Genomic DNA, 25,771 nt, shown 5'->3' with positions numbered 1-25,771 from the left:
GAAGACTTTTGCAAAGGTTTTGAGACGTGATGAGAGCAGCGCTTGTTGGAATTATCGCTGAAACGGCGTCGCGACGAGGAACGCCGCCTGCGACAAGAAATTCTTACTTAATATCAGTCTCCTTCCAGCTCTTCCCGCTATGTTGCCGTGATCCTTATATTGAATTCACGTTATTCCATTTCCAAATCAAAAATGGCGCGAAGGCGAACAGCAGACAGTATAAATAATACGGCAAGGTGAAGCCGACAAAGTCACTTTTAATTTAGAAATGGAATTAAATTAGCTATTAATCCTATTTCAGCAATACCATTCAAGTTTGAGTATATAATTCAACTAACACTACCGAAGCTTATTTTTCTCCGATAAAACTCAGATGGTTTTGATCATCTTTCAAATTCTGAAAAATTATAGCGGGTGAAATTTCTCGAATTACCTTCACAATACTGTATTTTTATGCTTCATCAATTGATACCTACACACGTTATCGCATGAGTGATCCAACTTCTATTCAATTAATTGCCGCTGTGTTGTTTGCACTCGCAGTGATTCATACCTTTTCTACAAAATATTTTGAGCATTTAGCCCATATCCAGCCGCGTCATGCGGGTATTTGGCATCTGCTGGGAGAAGTCGAAGTAGTATTCGGTTTCTGGGCAATGGTTTTGATGCTTTTTATGTTTGCCATAAGCGGCAAGCAGGAAGCCACTAGCTATCTCAACTCACGCGACTTTACTGAACCGTTATTTGTATTCGTCATCATGGTGATTGCAGGTACGCGTCCCATTCTTGCTTTCACTGCTTCTGCCGTACGGTGGACTGCACGCTACTTACCATTGGACCAGGGTATGGCCATGTATTTTTTGGTGTTAGCTTTCGTGCCACTGATGGGTTCATTTATCACTGAACCCGCCGCAATGACGCTGGCGGCGCTGATGCTGCGTGATACGCTGTTCAGTAAAGAAGTCTCTACTAAACTAAAATACGTCACAGTCGGTGTATTATTCGTAAATATCTCTATTGGCGGCACACTCACACCTTTTGCAGCTCCGCCAGTATTGATGGTGGCTGGCAAATGGAATTGGGATATTTGGTTCATGATCTCTACTTTTGGCTGGAAGGCTGCGTTGGCAGTGATTATCAATGCAGGCTCAGCCATGCTGTTATTCCGGCATGAACTCAAACATATGGGTCAGCAAGATAGTACCAATGTACCCAGGGTTCCGATATCTATGATATTTGTTCATTTGGTGTTTCTGACAGTAGTCGTCGTATTTGCCCACTACCCTGCAGTATTCATAGGACTATTTCTCTTTTTCCTTGGATTCGCAACGGCCTATCAACGGCACCAGAATCCGCTTATCTTACGTGAAGCATTATTGGTAGCCTTCTTCCTGGGTGGATTGGTAGTGCTCGGTGGTCAGCAACAATGGTGGCTGCAACCCATCTTGATGAATATGGATGATACTGCCGTATACTTTGGCGCTACAGCATTAACCGCGATTACCGACAATGCGGCACTCACTTACTTGGGGTCATTAGTCGAAGGTTTAAGCCAGGAATTCAAAGTAGCATTAGTAGCCGGCGCAGTAACAGGTGGTGGCTTGACCGTCATCGCGAATGCCCCAAACCCTGCTGGCATTGCTATTTTGCGTGGAAAATTTGAGGAAGAAACCATTCACCCGCTGGGACTCCTCATTGCTGCACTACCTCCTACATTGGTAGCCGTACTTGCGTTTCGCGTTCTGTGATTAGCAGTCATTCTATTTCTAAATTAAGACTGACTTTGTCGGCTTCACCTTGCCGTATTATTTATACTGTCTGCGCCTCTCCTTCGCGTTATTTGATTTGGAAATGGAATAACTCGTAGAACGTAGCATAGATAAGATCACATAATAAAACCACACTTACATTCTACGAGTGATACTTTATCCCTCGCTTACATTGATTTCCAACATCTTGGATTTTAGTCTTTTCCCGAGAAAGTAATCAGGCATTCTTAAAATGTTGAGTAATCTCGGATTTGGTCCGATGCTAAGGTTGAGGTAACGTGTTCCGGCTTATCATCAAACCAGCGATACAGCATGGGCATGACCACCATTGTCATCAGCGTCGCTGTTGTCAAACCACAGACTACCACAATAGCGAGCGGTTTTTGTACTTCAGAACCCAGACCTGTCGCTACCAGAAATGGTGCCAAACCCAAAACGGTTGTGGCCGCGGTCATCATGACAGGGCGGAAGCGCTGCGCACAAGCTTTTCTCACTGCCTCCTCTACACTCAATCCTTGATCACGCAATTCACGAATAAAAGAAATGAGCACTACACCATTCAATATGGATGTGCCCCATACTGCGATGAAGCCCACTGAAGCAGGTACAGAGAGGTACTCACCCGTCACAAAAAGACCCACAACTCCTCCCACTGAAGCAAACGGTAAAACTAAATAAATGAGCCCGGCAAGTTTGACTGAGTTAAACAACATGAACAGCAAGAAGAAAATTGCCGCCAAGGTCACGGGTACAATCACACTAAGCGTCGCCATAGCACGCTCCATATTCTCGAACTGTCCACCCCAGACAAAATAATAGCCGGGAGGTAATTTAATTTCTTTTGCAGTACGCTCCTGAAGCTCAGCAACGAAACCACCCATGTCTCGCTCATGCACATTAGCGCCCACCACCACACGGCGTTTAGCAAATTCACGTGAAATAATCGCTGGACCGTCAACCACCTGAATATCTGCTACTGCACTGAGAGGTATCAGCATGCCACCACCCCTCGCTCCAGCCGCCGGTGCAGCAATGCTGGCGGGCCTTAACAAGAGAAGATCCTTGATCGCTTCCACATCATGGCGAAATCCTTCCGGAAACCTCAAAAGCAGCGTAAAGCGGCGCTCACCCTCAAAAACCTGAGTCACTGCTTTACCACCAATGGCAGTAGCAATCAGCTCGTTGACATCAGACACATTGAGACCATGGCGGGCAATGGCGCGACGATCAATATTAATGGTCAATTCCTGCTGACCTGATAAACGTTCAATGCGAATATCCCTTGCTCCGCGCGTTGACTTGACAATGCGTGCGACTTGCTCAGATAGTTTGCGCAATTCTTCCAGATCATCACCAAAAATTTTAATTGCGACCTGGGAGCGCACTCCCGTTACCATCTCATCTACCCGCTGTGCAATCGGCTGGGAAAGCACGATATTGACACCTGGAAGATCTGCCAGCGCTTTACGAATATCTTCTTCGATTTCTGCCTGGGTGCGACCGGATCCTTCCAGATCCAGATCCGCAATCGGATCAGATTCATTCTGAGAGGCCGGATCAGCGGGCGATTCACCTCGTCCAAGCTTGGACACCACAGATTTAACCCCCGGTATGGTGGCAATCTTCTGCATGGCTTCCATTTCCAGCTCGATGGCTTCTTCCAGCGAGATGGAGGGCGCCCGGATAATAACGGGGGTCACTGCCCCTTCTTTCATGATCGGAATAAACGATTTACCTAAGAGCGGAAACAATGAAAATGCAATGATCAATGAGCTGATTGCAATGATCATGGTCTTTTTTTGATTACGCATTGCCAGATTAAAGATGTGCAAGTAGCCATGCTTGAGAGCGGCAACGATTTTGGTGTCATGCTCGCTGCCACCAGTCAATAGATAATCACTCAGCACGGGTGATAACAGCACAGATACAAAGAGTGCAACCAGCAATGAGATCGCAATTGTGATCGCCAGCGGACTGAATGTTTTTCCCTCCATACCTTCCAGTGTCATGAGCGGTAAAAACACCAAAATGGTAACGAATACGCCAAAAATAACCGGCGTGCCGACTTCAGCCACTGCCTTAACGATAATCTCGAATTTGGATTGATCCGTCCCCTTTGCTTGACCAAGACGCTGGTAAATATTTTCAACCACTACCACAGTTGGGTCCACCATCATTCCTAATGCAATCGTCAACCCACCTAGAGACATCAAATTAGCAGGCAGACCGTAGTAATTCATCACTATAAAGGTGACCAGTGGAGTAATGATCAGTGTGAAGCACACTACGATACTGGTTCGAACAGTTCCAAGAAAGATGGATAACACCACAATGACGAGAATCAGTGATTCGACCAAGGTACTCTGAACAGTTGCTAAGGCGCCATCCACCAAATCCGTTCGATCATAAAACGGTACGATCTGCAGACCGCCTGGCAGCAAGCCGCGCTCATTAATTTCAGCGACTTTTTCCTTAATCCGCCCTACAATCTCCTTGGCATTGCCCCCGCGCAGCATCATGACGATACCAGCGACTGATTCAGTGTAGCCATTTTTGATGCTTGCACCTTGGCGAACTTCTCCACCAAATCTTACCTCCGCCACATCACGCACATAAATCGGCACCCCATCCATTTCCTTAAGGATGATATTGCGGATATCATCCAATGTGGCAATTAAACCCACTCCGCGAATCAGGTATTGCTCATAGTGCAGTGCTAATATATTTCCGCTGGCATTGGCATTATTACTGGCCAGTGCACGATCAACTGCGGTGAGTGTTAAATCGTAATGCCGCAGCTTGTTAGGATCGACGTATACTTGATATTCCTTGACATGTCCGCCGATGGAATTGATTTCTGCCACACCCCGGATCGAGCGCAACATTGGGCGCACTACCCAATCCTGAATCGTACGTCGCTCAGTCAGTTCCTCTTCAGTCAGCGCGCGGTTACCGTCATTCGGATGTTCTATCGTGTATTGATAAACTTCCCCCAAACCAGTGGAAACGGGCCCAAGCACGGGTGTAATGCCACGGATCAACCGTGGCGTCACATCAATAATCCGTTCCATCACGAGCTGGCGCGCAAAAAACACATCGGTTTCATCCGTGAAAACCAATGTGATGAGTGATAATCCACTCTTATTCATCGAACGCATCTCGACTAATCCCGGCAAGCCCGTCATGGCAATCTCAACCGGCACAGTGACTAATCGCTCCATTTCCTCCGGGCTACGGCCTATTGCAACAGTGGCCACTTGCACCTGAATATTGGTTACGTCAGGAAATGCATCGACAGAAAGGTTTTTAGCGGCAAAACCTCCAGCAATACATAGCGCTAACCCAATCACTAAAACCAGCAGGCGCTGGTTTAGCATGGCACGTACAATAGCCGCCATCATAAGTTACTCCAACTCAGCAAGCTTACGCTCGCTGTCTAAATGATAAGCGCCTTCTATCACAATATGTTGATCCACTGTGAGCCCACTCAGTACGGGGCGGAAATTAGCGACTTCGGGCCCTAGTTCAACCGGTACTCGCTCAAAGTGATCATCACTTTTTGCGAGAAAAACATAATCCTGGTTCAATTCACGTACCACCGCCGCTTCTGGAACGACCAATGTTTTATGCTGTGGGTCTGTAATGTGCATATTCGCCAGCATATCAGGCTTAAGTTTACGATCCCGGTTCTCCACTAAAACCCGAGTCATCACAGTGCGCGTTACGCGATTGACAATATCCGAGACAAAAATGATCACCCCATCACGTCCAATACTGCCTATGGCAGGAACATCAATTTGTACGTGCTGACCGAGCCGAACATCCCTGGCAATTTGCTCCGGCACATCCCCAACCACCCACACAGAAGAAAGATCAGCAACCTGAAATAGTGGGTCAGAAGGTTGCACCACCTGGCCTACAATGACGTTACGTTCAATAACGTAGCCTTCTCGGGTTGCCTTGATATCCAGCCACGGTAAAATCTTTCCTTTTTTAGATAGTTCTTTTAATTCAGCATGACTCATTCCAAACAACCTTAATTGATCTGATGCCGCTCCCAGCTCAGCCTGGGCAATTTCAAGCTCGGACTGCCGTCGCTCCACCTCTGCAAGCGGTATCACATCAGCGGCCAAAAGATGCCTCGCACGCTCAGCCGCTTTCTGAGTCACGACGACACGCGATTGAGCACGTAAATAGGCAAGTTGTGATTGCGTTAACTCTGGGCTGGTAATACGTGCCAATCGATCACCTTCTTTAACGTAATCCCCCAATACGATAAACAAATTAATGATTCGCCCTGTTACGTAAGAACCAATTTTCGCTGTCCTTTCCTCATCCACCTGAACGCGGCTAGGAACTTGTATCCTATCAGCCAGATCAACCAGCGAAGGTTGGCCGATTTTCAGTCTATTTATTAACTCAGGTCGGACAGTAATACTATTAATATCCCTTTCGGCTTCTGATTCCTGTTGTGTAGTTTCCTCATTCTGAGGAGGCTGAGAAGACTCATTCTGATTGCACCCTGCTAACAATAGCGCAAACAAAAAGAAGCCCACTATAGGTAACGTAATTTTCATTCTGGAATCAACTCCTTGGGATAATGTGCACGTAGTCGGTCAATCTCGGCAGCGGCTGCTTGCAGATCAAAATACGCTTGTAAAGAATCACCCAAGATTCCACGAAGGACACGTTGAGTATCTAGCAACTCGAGCAAACTACGCTCACCAAAACGATAGGCAGCTTGGGCGACTTCCACTGCATTTTCTGCTTCTTTGATTAAGCCGCCCTCAAACATATCAACTCTTCGCTGAGCAATCTGCAGAGCCTGCCATGCAGATTCAAACAACTGACCCACTTCATAACGGCGAAAATCCAGTGTTTCCCGGACGCGCGCAGAATCAAAGATTGCACTATCAATCTCGCCACGGCGGCGATAAAAAATGGGAACTCTCACGCTTAAGCCAGCCGTGTTAGCGGTAAATTGGGTATCTTGAAAATTAGTGTATAGCACATTTACGGAAGGAAGCACAGAAGCACGCTCCTGATCAATACGCAACTTAGCGCGTTCTTGCTCAGCTTGCAAACGTACTATCTCTGGATTCGCTGCTGGAACTTCCCTACGTAAGATCTCTAATGAAGGCAGCGCTACTGGGTCCTTCAAGGAGCCTTTGACTTCAAAATCAGTTGGTAACGCACCGGCTGTAAACTGCAATAAAGCAACCCGTGCCCGCTCTGCATTCAATCGCGCTGCCTCTTTGCGGTTCTCTGCACTTCTAAGCTCGGTATCCGCCCGAATAAGTTCAAAACGGGCTGCTTCTCCTCTCTCTACATTCAATTTGATACGCCTGCGAACTTCCTTAAGCAGATCAAAAATGCTTTGTTCCAATGCAGCTTGCTCTTGACGCAGTAATAATTCATAGGCCCGTACCCGTAATTGGGCAGACAAATCAGCCCGTACCTGATCCAGGCTGGCACGTCCAGCCTCAACTCCAGCCTCTGCTGCACCAATGCGTGCACTCCGCATAAAAGGATTCTCAATCGGCTGGACAACTGTAACTGTGCGTTGGTCAGCCATTGGTCCGGTTATGGATTCCGGGAATCGCTTACCGACCGGACCCGCCATTACCAGAACCTCAGGGTTTGGGTAGGCAGACGCAGCAACCACACCCGCGCTAGCAATATTCACTTGCGAACGTGCAGCCAGGACTAAACCATTCGCTTCCAATCCCAAACGCTGGATTTCCTCGATGGAAAACTTTCTAGCTGAATCTTGAGCCCATACTTTAGCTGAATCTTGAGCCCATACAATAGGAGTTAAAGAAAAAAACAAGCTGAGCAAGATAATAAATTTCTGCATATAGTTTCTAATCAACTTTTAATCTTGGAGTTAAGGAGAGTTAAAGCAGATTTGAAGGTAACGATTGTGTATTGCAATGTAAAGGCTATAAAGGCTATAAAGGCTATCACTGTGATGGCTGAGAAAATGGATGTTTTTCGACAAAAATAAAAGGTTTGCAGAAAGTTTCTGAATTTTATTAAGTATGATCAAATCAAATAATTACTTATCTCATACTATGTTGCGATAAGCTAATTGCTATTGCTTTAGTCATGAACGTTTTATCTGTTTGACATAATAAAAATAAAATTACCAACAATTGTAATCCCAGAATCTCATCTAAGTAAAACTACCATTATAAATTTAAAAAATGAATACAACCTGAACAAGTTGTAAAAAAAATAAAAAGCTCCATCACAAATAATTTAGGATGGATTGAATGCTTTAAACATTCTACTATCAATTTGCTGTTGTTTCGAGAAGTAACAAATTGATTCCAAAAATAAAATAAAGCATGGGAAGCTTTATAATGACTTCACCCTCTTACTGAAATTTTTTATTCGCAATAATTTTTACCTACATTTTTTATTAATTTATGCATATACATCTTCTAATTCCAGGATTATTTTGGCCTGAAGCTGGCAGGCCTGAAGTTTATAGTGACTTATCTTTGTCTGCTTTAGAAGCCATCCTGGCTAAAAGCCGTTATACCGAGAGTCAGTCTCAAGGAATAGAAGAATGGCTATGTCGGGCTTTCGGTGTGTCGAAACAGCAAGATTGGCCAGTTGCACCCATTATGTTACAACTTGACGGGATAAACAAAGGATTTGATCAGAATGGGTATTGGCTTCGCGCTGATCCAGTTCACCTGCGTATTCAGCACAATCATATGCTGCTAGCTGACAGTCAAGTTTTCTCAATTTCCTTAAAGGAATCGATCCAATTTACCGATACGCTCAATCAGCATTATAGTAAAAGTGGGATCGTATTTTTACCACTTCACGCTGATCGCTGGTATGTCCGTATTGCCAAAATCCCTTCCTTGCAAACTCGACTGCTTAGCGAAATGATTGGCAAAAATATCAATAATTTGCTTCCTCTGGGAGAAGAGAGCCCAGCATGGCACAACATTTTTAATGAAATACAAATGCTGCTACATAATCATCCGCTTAACCAGGAAAGAGAAGAGCGAGGCGAATTGGCGATCAATAGCATTTGGTTCTGGGGAGGAGGAATGATGCCACAGAATATACACTCAACTTTTAACCAGATATGGTGTGATCATACTTTTACTCATGCCCTGGCGGTTGCAAGCGGCACAAACTGTTATCCACTTCCTCCTGATGCAAAAGAATGGCAGCACCAAGCCTCATCAGGTAATCATTTAATCGTACTTGATTCTCTATGGGGAAAAACCCAATATAGGAATATATATGAGTGGCGTGAATATTTAAGTTTGCTAGAAAATGACTGGTTTATACCCTTGTTCGAAGCAATGAAAAAACGAACAATTTCTCAATTGACGATTACCGTTTTAAATGAAAGTGGCATAAAAAATTTTATAATGACACACAATAATTTATGGAAGTTCTGGGCAAGAGCTAAATCCTTATCAAGTTATGGGCAAAATTGATTAAACTAAAATAAGTAGCTTTAATTTCTCATACACAATTTTTAATTTTTATAGTAGCTATAAGAATAAAAACCTAAGCGTTTTCTAAATTTAATGCAATCAAGTCTTATTCCATTTCTAAATTAAAACTGACTTTGTCGGCTTCACCTTGCCGTATTATTGATACTGTCTGCGGCTCACCTTCATGTCATTTTTGATTTGCAAGTGGAATAAGAGAAATTAACCGTATAGCCCACCTCATGAAAATTCAAACCATCTCAGAATCTGTTGAATCACTTAAGAGTGTTGAGAAGTTACATGACAGAGGAGTTGATTTTGCTCAGGGATTTGGTATTGCTCAGCCACAATCATTTAACGAGCTTGAATGAGGATAGGTTAAAAAATATACCGCTATGGTAGCTACCATAGCGGTATGCCTTTTCCTACTATATCCCAGAGAATAGCTTTCTCTCTTTATACCCATCTCTACAAGCTCTAAGCTTGCTGCTCAGCTTGCTTATATTCTTCCCACTGTTCAGGCGTAAGTGTTTTCATTGATAACGCATGGATCTCTTCTTTCATTTTATCCCGTAAGGCCCGATAAACCAGTTGATGTTGCTGAACCATGCTTTTTCCTTTGAATTGTTCACTAACGATAATGGCACTAAAATGACGCCCATCTTCCCCTTCTACCTGAATCCATTCACATGGTAAAGATGTTTCAATACATTGTTTAATATAATCTGAGGTAATCATTTTCGATCCTTTAGATAAATAAATCTCATGTTGCTGTACTGAGAATAAACCAGGACAACGCTTATCCTATTTCAAAATCCAGGCTGCTTTATCGGCTTTTCCTCGCCGTCTTATTGATACTATCTGCGGCATACTTTCGTGCCAAGTTTGATTTGGAAATGGGATTAATAAATTAACTTAACAAGATAAGAAACAAAGCCAGTAATGTACAAAAATAAGTCATATCAGATAAATTTATAGATAATCTTTCAAATACATACAACACCGCAATTTACCAGTTTGCTTGTATAGAGGCTTATTCAGAGTTTCCTTATAAAATAGGACAAGATACAGGTTTAATGGCGAATTTTATAACCGCTCTTTAACATCCATACTGTTAACCAGGAAACTATTGTTAAACACACTATCACAACCCCTAAACTAAAGTAAGGGGAAATATCTGATGTTCCCAGAAAACCATAGCGAAGTCCGTCGACGATATAAAAAAAAGGATTCAAATGTGATAAATATTGCCATCCAGGGGGAAGCGAATGGATCGAATAAAATACACCTGATAAAAAGGTCAATGGCAAAATAATAAAATTCTGGAAAGCAGCGAGTTGATCAAATTTTTCTGACCAAACACCAGCAATAATACCCAATGCACCTAATAACATACTACCTGCAATCGCAAACAATAAAGCCCATAAAGGCAGCTGTAGTGACACGCCATATAATAGCATCGTTATAGCGTATACACCTAACCCTACTAATAAGCCGCGCACTACCGCTGCTCCGATGTAGGCCAGAAATATCTCCAGATAAGATAAAGGCGATAACAAGATAAATACAATATTGCCGGATATTTTGGATTGAATCAGGCTAGAAGATGAATTTGCAAAAGTGTTTTGCAAGATAGCCATAATCACTAGACCTGGAATCAAGAACGATGTATAAGAAATTCCTTGATATACCTGTACACGCGTTTCTAGTACATGGGAAAAAATAAGCAGATAAAGTAAGCTAGATAAAACCGGTGCCAATATCGTCTGGAAGCTTACTTTCCAGAATCTCAATAACTCTTTATAAAATAATGTGTAAAAACCAATCATAATACTTCCGAAGACTCGGCTCCCATAATTTTTACAAATACTTCCTCCAGATCAGGCTGCTGTAATTGCATTTCTAGTACTTGTATATGCTCGGAACGCAATAGCGCAAGTATTGTTTCAACCTGGAAATAATCTTTTATTTTGAAGATATGCAAACCCTCATGACGGCTACTAGGCCATTCTTGCAAAATAGGCGGCAATGTTTCGGAAGAAAGCCGAAGTTGGATTGAGAATCCCTGAATACCATTAATAAGGCTCCGTATACTATCTAATGCAACAATTTTACCCTGCTTGAGCATAGCAGCACGATTACATAATGCTTCTGCTTCTTCAAGATAATGGGTAGTCAGGACAATCGTATGTCCCTCTCGGTTTAGCTGATTAATAAAAAACCATAGCGCTTGCCTTAGCTCTACATCGACACCAGCAGTGGGTTCATCCAGAATGATGACAGGCGGTTTGTGCACTAACGCCTGGGCTACTAATACACGCCGTTTCATTCCGCCAGAGAGTGCACGCATATTGGTATCGGCTTTATCAGTAAGATCCAGGCGATGCAAAATCTCATCAATCCAAGCATCATTCTTTCTAATACCGTAATAGCCAGATTGAATGATGAGCGCTTCTCTGACAGTAAAAAATGGATCAAACACCAATTCCTGGGGCACCACCCCAAGATTTTTGCGTGCATTAACGTAATCAGAAACAACGTCATGCCCCATAATTTTAGCGTGACCGCTCGTCGCCAACGTCAATCCTGCAAGGATACTGATGAGCGTCGTTTTCCCTGCACCATTAGGGCCTAGCAAAGCAAAGAATTCACCCGGATGGATTGAAAGATTAATATTTTCCAGAGCAGAGAAAGCGCCATAACACTTATAAAGCTGGTGGATTTCAATTGCTGCAACCATGGCAGAACGAGCTTGGAAGAAAAAGGACAATCAGATGAAATAGAATAGGGGAAGAGCAGTTTTATTTCGTAATATTGTTATCAAACGGAATAAAGTCAGTCACGCCGTATAGCTGCATAAGACTGCCTAAATTCGCGGGTAAATTGGCATAATAGAGCTGCTGATTCCTGGTATGAGCTACACGCAACCATTCGAATAACATGCTGATAGCGGATGAATCAAGTTCAATAACTTCTGCCAGATCAACTATCAAGCCATCTTCATCAAGAAGAGCGATTCCCTGTCGGGTCATTTCGGCTACATTATCGAAAATTACCGCACCACGCACGCAAATTCTTTTACCTTCACGCTGAATTACCATTGCTTTGCAAAAATGATCTAAGAGAATGCAATCGCTTATTGACCTTCTAATGATTTATTCTTCTTCGTAAGTGAGGCAATCAGACCCTCTACCCCTGCTTTTTTAATTTCACTATTAAAAGTGCTTCGATAGTTTGTTACCAGACTGACCCCAGCAACGGTCACATCATAAACCTTCCAACCTTGGTTGGTTTTTTCCATGCTGTAATCGATCGGAACGGGTTCTTTGCCACGACCTTGAATAACACGTGTTTTGACCTTTGTAGTTTTGGCATCAGGTTGAGATGTCAATGGCGCAACTTCGATCACTTCATCACGGTAATTCGTAAGTGCATTGGAGTAAGTTCTCACGAGTAAAGTCTGAAATTCACTCACCAGCTCTTTGCGTTGCTGAGCCTCAACCTTAGACCAGTTTTTCCCCATTGCAAGTTGAGTCATACGCGTGAAATTGAAATGAGGAAGTATTTTGGTCTCAATTAAATCCAGAACACGATCTTTCTGACCCTTTTTAATACCATCATCCTGCTTAAGAATAGTGATGACTTCATCAACTGTATTTCTCACTAGCTGATCGGGAGGTATCTCTTTGGCTGATACCGGAACAATCAATAAAAAACAAGTTACCAGAACAATAATTTTATTAAAAAGTGCTTTCATATTTGCCTTATCAGAATTTATCAATCATTAAGAAATGTTAATCCTCTGCAGCTTTATCGAACAAAAAACGTCCAATCATCTCCTCCAGGACCATAGCTGAATTGGTTTTCATTATCTTATCGCCTTCCGCTAACATCTCGTCATCCCCTCCTGGTGATAAGCCAATGTATTGCTCCCCAAGTAACCCAGATGTCAGAATGCTCGCAAAAGTATCTTTAGGAAATCGATAATGAGTATTGATAGCCATTGTCACCAGCGCATCGTAGGTTTCCAGGCTAAACTGGATATCTGTGACACGCCCTACCACTACTCCCGAGCTTTTGACAGGCGCTCTAATTTTAAGGCCACCAATATTTTCAAAATTTCCTGTAAGGGTATAGCTTTCGCCAGTATTATAACTCGTTAGATTCCCGACTTTTAATCCGAGTATCAGTAATGCTCCAATACCGGCTATTACGAACAATCCCACCCAAAAATCGATTATTGTTCGTGGCATCAATCTACTCCTCTAAACATAAAAGAGGTTAAAACAAAATCCAATCCCAGAATTGCCAGCGCAGAAGTCACTACTGTTCGGGTGGTCGCACCTGAAACTCCCTCAGCTGTAGGAGGTGCATCAAACCCTTCAAAAACTGCTATCGCTGTCACTGCCACACCGAAAAAGCAGCTTTTGATGACACCATTTACAATGTCATAACGAAAATCGACCGCATTCTGCATGGAGGACCAAAATGAACCTTCATCAACCCCAATGAAAATAACTGTTACTAAATAGCCTCCAAATACGCCTAAGACAGAAAAGAGGGCTGCCAGTAGTGGCATGGAAATAACCCCTGCCCAAAAGCGTGGTGCCACCACGCGTGCAACCGGGTCCACCGCCATCATCGCCATGGCAGATAACTGTTCAGTCGCTTTCATCAAACCTATCTCCGCAGTGATGGCAGAACCCGCGCGACTTGCAAACAACAATGCTGCCATTACTGGCCCCAGTTCTCGCACCAGAGACAATGCCACGAGCGTTCCGACTGCTGATTCAGAACCATACTTCTGCAGTGTCTCGTATCCTTGCAAACCTAATACCATTCCAACAAACAGGCCTGACACCAGAATAATGATGAGCGATAATACACCGACAAAATAAATTTCACGTATAACGAGACTAAAACGTAAGAAACTTGTCGTTGATTTCAGGAGCACCAGGGCAAAAAAGCGCGCTGCGCGACCTAAACGCCAAATGCTATCAATCACCCGATGCCCGATAGCCTGGATACTGGTAATAATGCGCTTAGGCAAAATGAGTCTCCAGCCTCAAATCCTCTTGATAAGCTTCTGCAGGATAATGAAAAGGAACCGGCCCATCTTCTTCACCATGCACAAATTGATGCACAAATGGAGCAACCGATTCCTTTACTTCTTGCGGAGTTCCATGCGCTGCGATGACTCCATCTGCCAGAAAATAGACGTAATCTACAATTCTTAAGGATTCTTGCACATCATGTGTCACTACAATTGAAGTCATCCCCAACGCATCTGTTAACCGGCGAATAAGACTACCAATGACACTTAATGAAATGGGATCCAGTCCGGTAAAAGGTTCGTCATACATGATCAGCATGGGATCAAGCGCAATCGAGCGAGCTAAGGCAACACGCCGCGCCATACCGCCTGAAAGTTCTGCCGGCATCAGGTGATAAGCTCCGCGCAAGCCCACTGCATGTAGTTTCATCAATACTAAATCACGGATCATGGATTCGGGAAGATTGGTATGCTCACGTATCTGAAAAGCAACATTGTCGAACACGGATAGATCAGTAAACAAGGCGCCAAACTGGAACAACATCCCCATTTTTCTGCGTACTTTAAAAAGATCATTTCTGCTGAGTTTATGTACTACCTGATCAGCAACTTTGACATAACCTGCAATTGGTTTGATTTCTCCACCAATCAAACGCAACAAGGTAGTCTTACCTGAACCACTTCCCCCCATAATAGCAATGACCTTGCCTCGAGGCATAGTCATATTGACACTTCTCAGAATGGGACGAGTATTATATGAAAAGGCAAGATCTTTGATTTCGATCAGTGGGGCAGACATTACTTAGGACTAACTATGGATTGATATATTTTAAGCAGAATGCTGGATTTTAATCCATATTGCTCATGGATATGATTTTATCTTTTAATTATTTATAAAAAATCAGTAACTCAATGCTATTTTTATGCTTTCCACACAAAAAATCAATGATATGTTCAAAATGCAAAAATTACCAAAGCTCCAGTAAAGATTGTAATTCCATTTCTAAATCAAAAATGACGCGAAGGCGAGCCGCAGACAGTATCAATAATACGGCAAAGTGAAGTCGACAAAGTCAGTTTTGATCTAGAAATGGAATAAGAAATAAAGCTAGCCAGACTAGAATCAATAGCCAATTAAGTTCTATATCATTACATTATTAAAAAATAATTGCTGCAACGATATTTGAAATTGGCTCAGAAGCTGTATCAATCATTTTATCAATTGCTACAGCCAATTCCTCTCTTCAACAAAGGCTTCAGGTGCTTATTCCATTTCTAAATCAAAAATGACGCGAAGGCGAGCTGCAGACAGTATGAATAATACGGCAAGGTGAAGCCAACAAAGTCAGTTTTGATTTGGAAATGGGATTAAATAATAAAATTATATAACCACTCAAATAGAAAGGCACTGCCTAAACTTCATTGTAAAGCCATGCAATAGATGAAACCGATCATAAAAATATCATTCTGGTGGTTAACTGTTTTCATTGGTCTGTATTTACCTGGTTGTGCTGCTGACACAATCTATCGTACCAAAGATGCGCAAGGGAGTATCACCTATTCAGATATCCCCGCTCCTGATGCTAAACCATTAAATTTATCACCAACCCCACATCGAGCCCAGCATCAAGTTGTTAAAGTATTGGATGGCGATACTGTTATGTTAAAAGGAGGAGAACGCGTGAGATTGCTGGGGGTTAATGCACCCGAAGTCAAAAGCCGTTATCGCGATGGAGAACCTGGCAGCATAGCTGCTAAAGAATGGTTACAGAAAAAATTACAAGGTCGGAAAGTATACTTGGAATATGACCGACAAAAACAAGATCATTATAATCGCTTGCTTGCTCATCTCTATCTGCCAAATGGAGAGCATCTTAACCTTATGCTAGTGGAAAAAGGATTGGCTGTAGTCAATTTACTACCGCCCAATCTCAGACATGCTGATGCAATGATCAGGGCACAGCAACGAGCTGAAAGACAAAAATCAGGAATTTGGTCGCTAACTGACTATCGTACGCGACCGCTTATGCAAATATCGCAGAAATCACGGGGCTGGCAACGTTTCTTGGGAACACCCATGTCATTGAAGAGAAATAAGCGGTATAGTCAATTGATTTTAAATAATAAAGTAGATATCCGGATCGATAATAACAACCTTGCCTTATTTCCAGCATTGGAAACTTACCTTCATAAACCGCTGGAAATTCGTGGATGGGTATCTCATAGAAATGATCACTACTCAATATTGATCCATCACCCTAGCGCACTTATTTTGCGCTAACTGCACAGCAAACAATGATCAGAAGTTTCGCCTGTCCGGTTGCCGAGCATTTAACCTAAATCTCTCTGTCATGTTAAGTGAGATGCAAAATCAAATATTTTAAAAGAATGCAAAAAACTTTCTATAAATTCAAAAACCACTTTTAGGGTAGGTTAAAGATAATACTGAAAATCAATCGCTTTAAAATAAATAAAATTCCTCTTATTAATGATTACTCAAATAATTCAGGCACCTCTAACTACCCTGAATAATAATTTTACTAAAAATAATCAATATAAATCAAAGATATATAATATATCTATCAAATTCTGGAATAGATGAATCAATATCGATGAAATAGCTGCCAGATTCCCACATGCTAATAGCATTACAAAAATCAATATAATCAGTACCATAAAGCTTGCTAATAACTTACACAAGTTTTATATTATTGTATTTATTAAGATTATTATTTCTTTTTGAAACAACTAAAAAATAGTCTGAACGCTTTTCATAGTTTTTTGCTCATAGCAATCATGTTTTTCTTTTTTTATTAGCAACTTGGCATCAATATCACATAATATTTAAATAAAACCATGAGCAAACCTAAACGGCAAACACTTAAATTCAAATCGAATGATATCTCTATTATGGATAGACCAGCTCAGGAATTTGCTCGTACTGAGATCGTATCAAGTAGCCAAGATTTAATACGATCTAAATCATCCAAAGATTTAGCGAACGATCTTAAAATCATTCGCGTATGGTTATTTCAGATTGGCGAACCTGAAGAAGATCATCACTTGGTGATCGACAAATGCAAGACAGATCCCGAAGCATTGTCTTATTTCTTACATTACGCCAGGGAAAGTTTGTTCAAAGCGATATGCTATAACACTTAGACTACATCACCTGACAAGATAAGGTAATGGTTTATATTTTTGGTGAATATTATTGCCAGCAATACAGCGTCATCTAATTCAGGTAGAATGATAGGGTTAGGTTCGTATGGTCGGCCAACGCCAAGCAATCAAGAACTCTGGCATGTAATCAAGCCAGAGTAAAATTTTATAGAGGAGAATTTTGGATGCGTATTAAATTTAGCTTCGTTTGTATTATTGGCCTTAGTATCGCGCTGATTGGTTGCGACGGAGGACCTCCCGAAGCCAATGCAGTCAATTGTTCGGGAAAAGGAATGGAGAAAGCACTGACAGCTTTTAGAAACAATGAAACTGAACGGCAAGCGTTTATCGATAAATGCGATGCTTTGAACAAAGAAGGCTAAACATACCATTAAAGTTCACACCCAATTCAGAAATAGTTTCTAGCTTTGGAAAAAGCTAAGGTTAAGGTCAATTTTCAATTTCAAAGAGCAGCAGATCCGGTTTTAGCAGGCTTTAGTCAGACCATACATTTGGCATGAGCAAATTGGAAAAAGTAAAAAGAATGCCAAATGTAAGGTCTGTCACCAAGATTCTCTCTTACGCTAGGGTCTGTTGACATTTCACATAGGTAGCCACAGATATCCACACGCCATAGCTACCATACTTTCATAATTTCGCTTCAGTTTGTCGTATCGTGTCCCTATTGCCCGATACTGCTTTAGCCGGGCAAAAGCATTCTCTACCCAATGCCGGTATCGATATAAACCCCAATCTATATCTGCATTACCCTCCAACGAGTTGGGCTTTCTCGATATCACAGCCCGAGCCCCCTTCTTCGTTATCTGTTCCCGTATTTATTCGCTGTCATAGCCCTTGTCCGCAATCATCGCTTTTGCGTCAGTCAGCCTGGCAATCAAATCAGGTGCTGCAGAACAGTCATTGACTTCTCCACCGGTAATTTCAAACTCAACTGGCAAACCATAACCATCAACCGCTAAGTGAATCTTTGTGGTATTGCCTGCACGGCTTTTGGCCTTCAGCCTGCGGTTCTTGACTCGCCGCTCCCGCACTTGGCTTTGCGCTTTAATATAGCTGCCATCCATAAATTTCCATTCCCAATCCGGATCAATAGCCAATGCTTTGAAAATATTGAACCCTTTCCTGCTCAATGACCATGCATTGAATCTTTTATAGATGGAATTCCAGCAGCCGAACGCCTTGGGCAGGTTTCACCACAAACAACCACCCCGCATTCGATACAGTATGCCTTCTACCGTCATGCGCAGATTGCGCTTGTTATCCATCGCTTCTTGAAGCAGAATCTTCTCCAGCTTCGACCAGAACTCATCATTGAGCATCCATCGCGGCATCGCAAACTCGTTTTGTTGGGGATATAGGAAACCCAATCTTACGAGTTTGTTTCTATCTATGAAATACTTACCTTAAAACGTTAACAGACCCTAGCTACTTCTTTAATTTCGCTCAATTTGGAAATTCCCCAAAGTTGGAATGACCTTGCTTATGAAAGTCTTGCTGAAGCAATTAACGACTGCGCTGCTTTAATTAAAGTAAAAAAACAGTAACATATTTTTTCAGTTGCTGTTGATATCACTTTAGTGGATGGTTTATTATTCCATTTCTAAATCAAAAATAACGCGAAGGCGAGCCGTAGACAGTATAAATAATACGGCAAGGCGAAGCCGGCAAAGTCAGTTTTGATTTAGAAATGGAATAAATTCTACGGGATTAATATCCTGTCTGTTGAGCTAAAATTCAATTTATAACTGAACTTTAAATTGTAAATAGCACATACCCAATTCAAAATATCGGGAGGCCGGTAAGCAATGATTAGAATGAGTAGTCACTTTGAATTTGTGTTTTTGCTTACAACGTAAACCCAGTTTCTTGCATAAACCGTATTTCATCACAACTCCCTCGCGAAATAGACCGCACACTTTTTTATGAAATCTTGCTCCATTTTGGTTTCTGCCAACTCACGCTTGATTCTGGAGTGCTCTCATTCAAGCTCACCCAGCGGTTTCTGGTGCTTCCTAGCTTAGTAAACTCGCCTTGTCTATTAGCACAAACTCAATTCTTTAACGCTCCCTTGGGGAGAGAAGGATAGCCGTTTTGCGGCTTCAACCTGAATTACCCTACTTCTTCAAAAACTCAACCAGCTGCTCACGAAATTCCTGGCTATAGCGTATCGGGCAATTATTCTATCTTTGCTCTCCATTTCATGTCTCTATTTTAGAGGCTTTGAGTTCCACGCAATTCAGCATACCTCGGGCACAAAATGGTTTATGACTTTTGGGATATCGAATTCTTTGAGCTAAGGATTATAGCGCTGCATGAAACTCACTATGTTCAGTCGGTTGAATTCAAAGTACGCATTTGCCGACTGAGTCCTCATTCTTAAATAAAATCTACAATAAAACATTGAATTTACTTACACATTCGCGTGGATTTCTCAGTACCAGGGTCATTTTTACATCACAACTCCTAATCAACGACAAATTTAACCATTTAAAAACATATATTTGAACATTAAATATAAAAATAGTCGCTAATTTGCGACACAGTAAATCTTTTAAAAACAAAGCGTTATGCATTAAATACATTTTTTTATGAAAATTGATTAATTATTGACGACATTTTTTGCAATTTTCTTCTAATGTAATAATGCAATAAGTTGATTAATAAGGTAAATATATTTTGGCATGGATATTGCTTATTATAAGTTGTCACAACTTTTATACGCATTAAAGGAGGATATAAAGAATCTATACGATAGCAATTCTTAATATTAACGTGATGGTAAGAATCATTTAGTTACATTAGCTTAAAATAAACGGAGAAAAACAATGGCTACAAGCAGTGAAAATATAACGAGCACAAACGGTGACAATGTAAATATTGAAGCTATTAAAAATTTGGCTGGAAGTGACTCCCAACAACAAAGTACTTCTACCGGCGGTACGGAGGGCGTGGATACTACTGCAGTAGATACTTCCACCAGCGGCACGGGCGGTGTTGAGACTACTACAGTAGATACTTCCACCAGCGGCACGGGCGGTGCTGAGACTACTACAGTAGATACTTCTACCAACGGCACGGGCGGTGCTGAGACTACTACAGTAGATACTTCTACCAGCGGCGCGGGGAGCGTTGAAACTACTGCAGTACTTACTTCTACCAGTGGCACAAGTGGTGATGATACTATCGCAGTCATTCCAGATGCAGTTTACGTTGGTGGATCAGGGGCAGATGATTTTGTGTTCCAAGATGCGGGACACTACAAAATTAATGATTTTAATGCGTCGCAAGGAGACAAGCTGGATTTCTCCAAATATGGTTTATCACGCGATGAACTAGCTAGTCATGTTACCAATATCAGAGTTGAGGCAGATAACCTCATCATTAATTTTGGTGATAATGTAGATATCACATTGGCAGGGGTACAGCCTGGTCATATCAGTTGGGATGATGTCATTACGGGTGATGATCATGGTGGTCATGGTGGATCTGGTGGTCAAGGTGGATCTGGTGGCCAAGGTGGATCTGGTGGTCAAGGCGGATCGGGTGATCACGGCGGATCAGGTAGTCAAGGTGGATCAGGTGATCACGGTGAACCAGGTGATCACGGCGGATCAGGCGGTAACGGCGGATCAGGTGGTAACGGTGGATCAGGCGGTCACGGCGGATCAGGTGATCATGGCGGATCAGGCGGTAACGGCGGATCAGGTGGTAACGGCGGATCAGGCGGTAACGGCGGATCAGGTGATCATGGCGGATCAGGCGGTAACGGCGGATCAGGTGGTAACGGTGGATCAGGCGGTCACGGCGGATCAGGTGGTAACGGCGGATCAGGTGGCCAAGGCGGTGATGATCATGGTGGTAAAGGTCATGGTGGTCATAAACATGTTGACGCACGTCCAAACGAACATTGCCAAGGTGAAGAGGGAACAGATAATTTTGTTTTCCATGATCTGGGGCACTGGAAAATTGACAGCTATAACGGGCAAGAAGGAGACATGCTAGATTTCACTGAGTATGGTTTAACTCGTGAAGAGATAGCCAGTCACATTACCAATATCAAAATAGAGGCTGATACCTTCATCGTTAACTTTGGTGATGATGTATCGATTACGCTGGTAGGTCAACCGCCCACCTGGGATAACGTCATTACTCCAGAGGGTTAATAACGTATCAAGAGAGGGGATCTACTCTCCTCTTAAGAAATCTGGGGTTTGTAGCTATAGAACCCCAGAAATTTCTAACCTTTATCGTGAGCAGTAACTATCTGGTTTAAGATAACGGAAATTTTTATTTATTATAATTAAATCAGTTTTCTATGCTGCTCAATAACAGCGATTTCTTGCAAACTGCTTTCATCCTTTAGCGCTACGCCCGACAACTTTCGACGTATCGCCTCTCTTGCCAGCCAGAATAGTTTCTTTGCGGCAGTCTCATAAGATAACCCATCGGAGCAAATATTAGAAATACAGTTCCGGTCTGCATCATTACAACCGACCTTGGGTGCATAGGTCATATAAATGCTCAAGCTGTCAGGCGATCTCAATCCTGGGCATTCCCCAATCAGCATGACAACGATATCGGCTGCCAGCCACTCACCAATTTCATCAGCCAAAGCGACACGTGCTTGTGAGGAAATCACGACGGGGCCTAATTTCCATTGCTCAGGAATATTCTTTTTTATTTCGATAAGTAATGGCTTGGCATGGCGCTCAACTGCCAATGAGGATAATCCATCGCCAACGACTATGACCAAATTGACTGCACCAGATGGAATGACAGATTGGATAGCCTGTAACTGCCGTCTACTTTGCTGATTGAGCTGCCGTCCATAATCTGGACGTAATAGATAACTCATGCGATCAGGTGCTTGGCTATGTACCCACTGGATAGAAAACCCCTGCTCTTTCAATTCCCGAGCAAGAGCTGTCACATTCAAAGCAAGATGGACCGAGTCCCTCGCTATGGCATGCGCTAAGGTAAAATCCAGTAGCGCCTTAGTTGGCAGACTGCTGCCAGCCCTTCTCAAGGCAATGCGCGCGGGGGTGAACCTCTTCAACTGTTGCCAGGGATCTTGGTTCAGGATGGGTTTATCAGGCTTGCTCACTGGGTGGGTTAAAAGTCAAAAAATACTCGGGCATACCTTGTAATAGAGGATGCACCGGTTCCACCGGCTGGATCTCACCTTGATCATTCATGATGTTCACACGCTTCAACCACTGTTCGAACTCTGGAGCCACACCCAACCCCAACACCTTTCGTAAATAAAGCGCATCATGGAAGAGGTAAACTGATAATTAAGCATGATGTCATCCGCACTGGGAATGCCCATGATAAACGTGACACCCGCAGCAGCAAGTAAAGTCATTAAGGTATCCACATCATCCTGATCAATTTCGGCGTGATTTGTGTAGCAAAATCACAGCCCAGCGGCACGCCCAGCAATTTTCCACAAAATGGCCTGCCAGTCCCGCACGAATGAGTTGCTTTCCATGATACAAATATTCCGGACCGATAAAGCCAACGACAGTATTGGTCAGCAAGGGAGAGAAATGACGCGCAACCGCATAGGCTCGTGCTTCACAGGTCTGCTGATCTATGCCGAAATTGGCATCGGCTGATAGTGCTGATCCCTGCCCTGTCTCAAAATACATGACATTGTTGCCGACAGTGCCGCGATTAAGAGAGCGCACGGCCGCCCTGGCTTCACGAAGGAGTGCGAGATCGATGCCAAAATGTTGTTCGCTTTTTCAGTCCCTGCAATCGACTGAAAGACCAGATCGACCGGTATATTTTTTTCAATTAACTGAATCTGATTGGTAACATGGGTAAGAATGCAGGATTGTGTGGGAATGTGGTAGCGTTGAATGATCTCGTCTACCAATAGTACAGATCCCTCATAGCCGACAAACTGTCTGATGCCGGATTAATGCCAATGACGGCATCACCCGAACCGTATAACAAGCCATCGAAAATGGAAGCAGCAATACCACGCGGATAATCGGTGGGATGGTTAGGCTGCAAGCGGACAGAAAGGCGGCCAGGCAAACCAATCGTGTCGCGGAAGGCAGTAATCAACTCGCATTTCCTGGCTACTAAAATCAAATCCTGATTGCGCATCAGCTTTCACACAGCAGCAGCCATTTCCGGGGTAAGGCTTGCCGGCCACACGCTTTAAAATGACTGAATCAGTACTGTCTGCCAGCAGCCAGTCGCGAAAATCACCTACCGTCAGATGGCTGATCTTGCTAAACGCCTGCTTATCATGCGTATCAATGATTAAGCGCGTCACTTCATCCTCTTCATAAGGAATCAGCAATTCCTCCAGAAAGCGTGTTAAGGGTACTTTCGCTAAACACATCCGTGCGGCCACTCGCTCGGCATAAGTCTCAGCAGCACCCCCTGCCAAACCATCCCCCGAACGAGCTGGAGATGCCTTGGCGAGCAGATCTTTCAAGCCATTAAATGGGTAGCAAAATGCGCCTATGCTGAAGCGGTAGACCATAAATAGTTCAATGAGGTTTTTTTCAGTGTACATGAGCTGATAGCCTATCCCACCGCTACCTACTTCCCTTTTATTTCCCCCTTCTGGCAGTTAAATTTGAGCTGACCTTACCCCTGGATGTCTTTCATGCAAATAGCGAAAAAGGACCCAAACCAACACTTTTTGTGACTGATCGAACACAAATTTTGCCAATTCCGGATGACTTTCCGTTCATTTGACGATCAAACTGTTTCCCCGCTACATTCGGTTGTTATTAAAAAAGTGTTTATTTTCCCTATACACACTAACCTGGGAAAATATTTCTATTTCATGGAAAATACAACGCTTAACACAGCCATATACTGTGGCTTTTGCTTTTTTATATTTTCATCTTCTTGTGAGTTATTTAATGAATAGAACACGCATCCCCCTGTGGCTCAAGTGGACTTACAGTCTGATGGTTCTCATTATCGTGCCTGTATACTGGCATGATCTGGGACCTGCTAATTTCTTATGGTTTTCTGATATAGCGTTGATCGTAATGGTACCAGCACTGTGGTTGGAGAGTCGGTTTCTCGCAAGTACTATGGCGGTCGGGGTATTGCTGCTTGAACTCATGTGGATAATGGATTTTATTGCAGGCGGTAACTTAACTCAGGTTGCTGCTTATATGTTCAGCTCGGAGACAGACTGGCACATTCGCATCCTTTCCGGCACTTTTCACTTGCTTCTACCACCTGTATTGCTGTTGATGCTTTCGCGCTACGGTTATGACCCTCGTGCATTGCCAGCGCAGATTGCTCTCGCGGTGATTGTGGTGCCGGTTACTTATTTAGTGACAGATCCTTCGGAAAATATCAATTGGGTATATGGTCCGGCGCAGCAGCAAGATTGGATACCACCTTTTTGGTATTTGGTGCTGCTTCTGTTTGCATTTGTGTTCCTGGTGTATTTGCCATCACACTGGGTATTTAAACGCTTCTTTCCCGCTCGGTAATTCTTTCAAAGCAAATAAGCCGGCGTTACCCCAACACCATTCTCTACGAGCGCAAGCTCAACGCTTCCGTCCTTGCCATTGACAACACCAAATCCAACCACACATTCCAGATATCGCCTTTGGCTAAGCCTTTAATGACTTTATCGGCATAGCTTGCTTTGCGCACGAGTAAATGCACATGCGCCAGATTTAAGCGGTGCAGTGCGGGAATGGCAGGACCTCTATCGTGATGTCGCCGCTGGACTGGATGGCGCGCAGTTCCTTGCCTTGCACCACCCTCCGGGCGACCTTCGGCCGTGTAAACCTGCCGGAAGCAGGTTTGTCATTGCAACGGCTGGCTGCGCTGGTTCCCCGGCCAAGGCTCAACCTCATTCGGTTCCATGGCGTACTTGCGCCGAATGCCAAGCTTCGTTCCGAGATCACCCCTGGCAGCAAGAAAAACAAAAATAACCCATCCGATAGGAATGACAATGTGCCACCCATGGCTTCTGTGCGCATCAGTTGGGCGCGTTTGCTCAAGCGAGTGTTCAATATCGACATCGAGCATTGTCCGCATTGCGGTGGAGCCCTGAAAATCATCGCCGCCATGCTGAAGAAAGCTGCGATCACTAACATTCTTGATCACCTCGGCTTGCTCTCTCGGGCGCTACCCAGAGCACTGGCTACCCGCGCAAGTTTTTGATCCGTTCGAGCCTATCTGAATCGCAGCCCGGCTTTTTCAGCTCTCTTCATGATTGAGCTGACCTTCCCCCTGGGCGTCTTTCACGCAAATAGCGAAAAAGGACCTAAACCAACACTTTTTGTGGCTGATCGAACACAAAT

Annotated in this window: 23 protein-coding genes and 3 pseudogenes; 9 read left to right on the top strand and 17 right to left on the bottom strand. The window is 43.3% G+C overall.

Translation table 11 applies throughout. The features are described 5' to 3' along the window. The first annotated feature begins 488 nt into the window (after positions 1-488). A complete protein-coding gene (locus BM122_RS02990; protein ID WP_074903513.1) occupies positions 489-1,748 on the top strand; it encodes a putative Na+/H+ antiporter in 1,260 nt (419 codons plus the stop codon). Between the two features lie 248 nt (positions 1,749-1,996). Here BM122_RS02990 and BM122_RS02985 read toward each other — a convergent pair whose 3' ends face one another. From BM122_RS02985 to BM122_RS02975, 3 genes are read right to left on the bottom strand one after another with little or no spacing between them, the layout of a single operon-like run. Then, positions 1,997-5,170 (bottom strand): efflux RND transporter permease subunit, encoded by a 3,174-nt coding sequence (locus BM122_RS02985; RefSeq protein ID WP_074903512.1) that lies wholly within the window; start codon positions 5,168-5,170, stop codon positions 1,997-1,999. 3 nt (positions 5,171-5,173) lie between these two features. Next, a complete protein-coding gene (locus tag BM122_RS02980; RefSeq protein ID WP_074903510.1) occupies positions 5,174-6,346 on the bottom strand; it encodes an efflux RND transporter periplasmic adaptor subunit in 1,173 nt (390 codons plus the stop codon). Next, entirely contained in the window at positions 6,343-7,626 is a 1,284-nt protein-coding gene (locus BM122_RS02975; protein ID WP_074903508.1) for a TolC family protein, read from the bottom strand. The genes BM122_RS02980 and BM122_RS02975 overlap by 4 nt, the downstream gene beginning before the upstream one ends. 574 nt (positions 7,627-8,200) lie before the next feature. Here BM122_RS02975 and BM122_RS02970 point away from each other — a divergent pair. After that, a complete protein-coding gene (locus tag BM122_RS02970; RefSeq protein ID WP_074903506.1) occupies positions 8,201-9,238 on the top strand; it encodes a phosphoglycerate mutase in 1,038 nt (345 codons plus the stop codon). A gap of 239 nt (positions 9,239-9,477) precedes the next feature. Further along, positions 9,478-9,606, top strand: coding sequence for an EAL domain-containing protein (locus BM122_RS02965; RefSeq protein ID WP_083398302.1), 129 nt, complete (start codon positions 9,478-9,480; stop codon positions 9,604-9,606). Between the two features lie 106 nt (positions 9,607-9,712). On the opposite strand, the gene BM122_RS02960 is transcribed toward BM122_RS02965, so the two are convergent. The 8 genes from BM122_RS02960 to BM122_RS02925 all read right to left on the bottom strand — a co-directional run bounded on the left by BM122_RS02960 (position 9,713) and on the right by BM122_RS02925 (position 15,087). After that, positions 9,713-9,973, bottom strand: a complete 261-nt coding sequence (locus tag BM122_RS02960) for a BolA family protein (protein ID WP_074903504.1) — start codon at positions 9,971-9,973, stop codon at positions 9,713-9,715. Between the two features lie 335 nt (positions 9,974-10,308). Next, positions 10,309-11,064 carry an ABC transporter permease gene (locus tag BM122_RS02955; RefSeq protein ID WP_074903503.1) on the bottom strand — a complete coding sequence of 252 codons (756 nt, stop codon included), beginning with the start codon at positions 11,062-11,064 and terminating at the stop codon, positions 10,309-10,311. Further along, positions 11,061-11,975, bottom strand: coding sequence for an ABC transporter ATP-binding protein (locus BM122_RS02950; protein WP_074903501.1), 915 nt, complete (start codon positions 11,973-11,975; stop codon positions 11,061-11,063). The genes BM122_RS02955 and BM122_RS02950 overlap by 4 nt, the downstream gene beginning before the upstream one ends. A gap of 61 nt (positions 11,976-12,036) precedes the next feature. Next, the gene (locus tag BM122_RS02945) at positions 12,037-12,336 is read right to left on the bottom strand and encodes an STAS domain-containing protein (protein WP_074903499.1); all 300 of its coding nucleotides are present in this window, start codon (positions 12,334-12,336) and stop codon (positions 12,037-12,039) included. Positions 12,337-12,371: 35 nt separating this feature from the next. Continuing rightward, positions 12,372-12,992, bottom strand: a complete 621-nt coding sequence (locus BM122_RS02940) for an MlaC/ttg2D family ABC transporter substrate-binding protein (protein ID WP_074903497.1) — start codon at positions 12,990-12,992, stop codon at positions 12,372-12,374. A 37-nt stretch (positions 12,993-13,029) separates the two neighbouring features. Further along, positions 13,030-13,488, bottom strand: a complete 459-nt coding sequence (gene mlaD / locus BM122_RS02935) for an outer membrane lipid asymmetry maintenance protein MlaD (protein ID WP_074903495.1) — start codon at positions 13,486-13,488, stop codon at positions 13,030-13,032. Continuing rightward, positions 13,488-14,285 (bottom strand): lipid asymmetry maintenance ABC transporter permease subunit MlaE, encoded by a 798-nt coding sequence (gene mlaE / locus BM122_RS02930; protein ID WP_074903493.1) that lies wholly within the window; start codon positions 14,283-14,285, stop codon positions 13,488-13,490. The genes mlaD and mlaE overlap by 1 nt, the downstream gene beginning before the upstream one ends. Further along, on the bottom strand, positions 14,278-15,087 hold the full coding sequence (locus BM122_RS02925) for an ABC transporter ATP-binding protein (protein ID WP_074903492.1): 810 nt from the start codon (positions 15,085-15,087) through the stop codon (positions 14,278-14,280). The genes mlaE and BM122_RS02925 overlap by 8 nt, the downstream gene beginning before the upstream one ends. A gap of 642 nt (positions 15,088-15,729) precedes the next feature. Here BM122_RS02925 and BM122_RS02920 point away from each other — a divergent pair. From BM122_RS02920 to trbK, 3 genes are all read left to right on the top strand, one after another. After that, the gene (locus tag BM122_RS02920) at positions 15,730-16,569 is read left to right on the top strand and encodes a thermonuclease family protein (RefSeq protein ID WP_074903490.1); all 840 of its coding nucleotides are present in this window, start codon (positions 15,730-15,732) and stop codon (positions 16,567-16,569) included. Positions 16,570-17,198: 629 nt separating this feature from the next. Continuing rightward, positions 17,199-17,450, top strand: coding sequence for a hypothetical protein (locus tag BM122_RS02915; RefSeq protein ID WP_074903488.1), 252 nt, complete (start codon positions 17,199-17,201; stop codon positions 17,448-17,450). A 185-nt stretch (positions 17,451-17,635) separates the two neighbouring features. Beyond that, entirely contained in the window at positions 17,636-17,833 is a 198-nt protein-coding gene (gene trbK, locus BM122_RS02910; RefSeq protein ID WP_074903486.1) for an entry exclusion lipoprotein TrbK, read from the top strand. Positions 17,834-18,052: 219 nt separating this feature from the next. Here the strand turns inward: trbK and BM122_RS21445 are convergent. Continuing rightward, positions 18,053-18,802 (bottom strand): annotated as a pseudogene (locus BM122_RS21445) (IS5 family transposase). A gap of 1,494 nt (positions 18,803-20,296) precedes the next feature. Here BM122_RS21445 and BM122_RS23090 point away from each other — a divergent pair. Further along, complete coding sequence (locus BM122_RS23090) at positions 20,297-21,634, top strand: hypothetical protein (RefSeq protein ID WP_074903483.1); 1,338 nt, start codon at positions 20,297-20,299, stop codon at positions 21,632-21,634. 137 nt (positions 21,635-21,771) lie between these two features. Here BM122_RS23090 and eutC read toward each other — a convergent pair whose 3' ends face one another. From eutC to eutB (BM122_RS24770), 5 genes and pseudogenes are all read right to left on the bottom strand, one after another. After that, positions 21,772-22,575, bottom strand: coding sequence for an ethanolamine ammonia-lyase subunit EutC (eutC, locus tag BM122_RS02890; RefSeq protein ID WP_074903481.1), 804 nt, complete (start codon positions 22,573-22,575; stop codon positions 21,772-21,774). Further along, positions 22,562-22,836, bottom strand: a pseudogene (gene eutB / locus BM122_RS24785) (ethanolamine ammonia-lyase subunit EutB). Before eutB (BM122_RS24785) ends, eutC begins: the two are co-directional and overlap by 14 nt. A gap of 22 nt (positions 22,837-22,858) precedes the next feature. Beyond that, a pseudogene (gene eutB / locus BM122_RS24780) lies at positions 22,859-23,352 on the bottom strand (ethanolamine ammonia-lyase subunit EutB). After that, positions 23,346-23,588 carry an ethanolamine ammonia-lyase subunit EutB gene (gene eutB / locus BM122_RS24775; RefSeq protein WP_256211854.1) on the bottom strand — a complete coding sequence of 81 codons (243 nt, stop codon included), beginning with the start codon at positions 23,586-23,588 and terminating at the stop codon, positions 23,346-23,348. Before eutB (BM122_RS24775) ends, eutB (BM122_RS24780) begins: the two are co-directional and overlap by 7 nt. Then, a complete protein-coding gene (gene eutB, locus BM122_RS24770) occupies positions 23,482-24,006 on the bottom strand; it encodes an ethanolamine ammonia-lyase subunit EutB (RefSeq protein WP_256211853.1) in 525 nt (174 codons plus the stop codon). Before eutB (BM122_RS24770) ends, eutB (BM122_RS24775) begins: the two co-directional genes overlap by 107 nt. 355 nt (positions 24,007-24,361) lie before the next feature. On the opposite strand from eutB (BM122_RS24770), the gene BM122_RS02880 reads away from it, so the two are divergent. Beyond that, positions 24,362-24,949, top strand: a complete 588-nt coding sequence (locus BM122_RS02880; RefSeq protein WP_074903609.1) for a hypothetical protein — start codon at positions 24,362-24,364, stop codon at positions 24,947-24,949. 262 nt (positions 24,950-25,211) lie between these two features. Further along, positions 25,212-25,631, top strand: a complete 420-nt coding sequence (locus BM122_RS02875) for a transposase (protein WP_143083292.1) — start codon at positions 25,212-25,214, stop codon at positions 25,629-25,631. Positions 25,632-25,771 lie beyond the last annotated feature (140 nt).

It is taken from the genome of Nitrosomonas communis, from assembly GCF_900114745.1.
Lineage (GTDB): Bacteria > Pseudomonadota > Gammaproteobacteria > Burkholderiales > Nitrosomonadaceae > Nitrosomonas > Nitrosomonas communis_A.
The sequence above is the reverse complement of the archived record's forward strand: the minus strand, read 5'-3'. Positions and strand labels throughout refer to the sequence as shown.

Excerpts from the sequence above, each read along its gene's own strand:
- BM122_RS02985 (WP_074903512.1), bottom strand. The coding sequence starts at position 5,170 with ATGATGGCGGCTATTGTACGTGCCATGCTAAACCAGCGCCTGCTGGTT.
- BM122_RS02915 (WP_074903488.1), top strand. The coding sequence starts at position 17,199 with ATGGATAGACCAGCTCAGGAATTTGCTCGTACTGAGATCGTATCAAGT.
- BM122_RS02965 (WP_083398302.1), top strand. The coding sequence starts at position 9,478 with ATGAAAATTCAAACCATCTCAGAATCTGTTGAATCACTTAAGAGTGTT.
- BM122_RS02955 (WP_074903503.1), bottom strand. The coding sequence starts at position 11,064 with ATGATTGGTTTTTACACATTATTTTATAAAGAGTTATTGAGATTCTGG.
- BM122_RS02925 (WP_074903492.1), bottom strand. The coding sequence starts at position 15,087 with ATGTCTGCCCCACTGATCGAAATCAAAGATCTTGCCTTTTCATATAAT.
- BM122_RS02920 (WP_074903490.1), top strand. The coding sequence starts at position 15,730 with ATGAAACCGATCATAAAAATATCATTCTGGTGGTTAACTGTTTTCATT.
- BM122_RS02960 (WP_074903504.1), bottom strand. The coding sequence starts at position 9,973 with ATGATTACCTCAGATTATATTAAACAATGTATTGAAACATCTTTACCA.
- BM122_RS02980 (WP_074903510.1), bottom strand. The coding sequence starts at position 6,346 with ATGAAAATTACGTTACCTATAGTGGGCTTCTTTTTGTTTGCGCTATTG.
- trbK (WP_074903486.1), top strand. The coding sequence starts at position 17,636 with ATGCGTATTAAATTTAGCTTCGTTTGTATTATTGGCCTTAGTATCGCG.
- eutB (WP_256211854.1), bottom strand. The coding sequence starts at position 23,588 with ATGCGCAATCAGGATTTGATTTTAGTAGCCAGGAAATGCGAGTTGATT.
- BM122_RS02970 (WP_074903506.1), top strand. The coding sequence starts at position 8,201 with ATGCATATACATCTTCTAATTCCAGGATTATTTTGGCCTGAAGCTGGC.
- mlaD (WP_074903495.1), bottom strand. The coding sequence starts at position 13,488 with ATGCCACGAACAATAATCGATTTTTGGGTGGGATTGTTCGTAATAGCC.
- BM122_RS02975 (WP_074903508.1), bottom strand. The coding sequence starts at position 7,626 with ATGCAGAAATTTATTATCTTGCTCAGCTTGTTTTTTTCTTTAACTCCT.
- eutB (WP_256211853.1), bottom strand. The coding sequence starts at position 24,006 with ATGTACACTGAAAAAAACCTCATTGAACTATTTATGGTCTACCGCTTC.
- BM122_RS23090 (WP_074903483.1), top strand. The coding sequence starts at position 20,297 with ATGGCTACAAGCAGTGAAAATATAACGAGCACAAACGGTGACAATGTA.
- BM122_RS02990 (WP_074903513.1), top strand. The coding sequence starts at position 489 with ATGAGTGATCCAACTTCTATTCAATTAATTGCCGCTGTGTTGTTTGCA.
- BM122_RS02880 (WP_074903609.1), top strand. The coding sequence starts at position 24,362 with ATGAATAGAACACGCATCCCCCTGTGGCTCAAGTGGACTTACAGTCTG.
- BM122_RS02950 (WP_074903501.1), bottom strand. The coding sequence starts at position 11,975 with ATGGTTGCAGCAATTGAAATCCACCAGCTTTATAAGTGTTATGGCGCT.
- BM122_RS02940 (WP_074903497.1), bottom strand. The coding sequence starts at position 12,992 with ATGAAAGCACTTTTTAATAAAATTATTGTTCTGGTAACTTGTTTTTTA.
- BM122_RS02945 (WP_074903499.1), bottom strand. The coding sequence starts at position 12,336 with ATGGTAATTCAGCGTGAAGGTAAAAGAATTTGCGTGCGTGGTGCGGTA.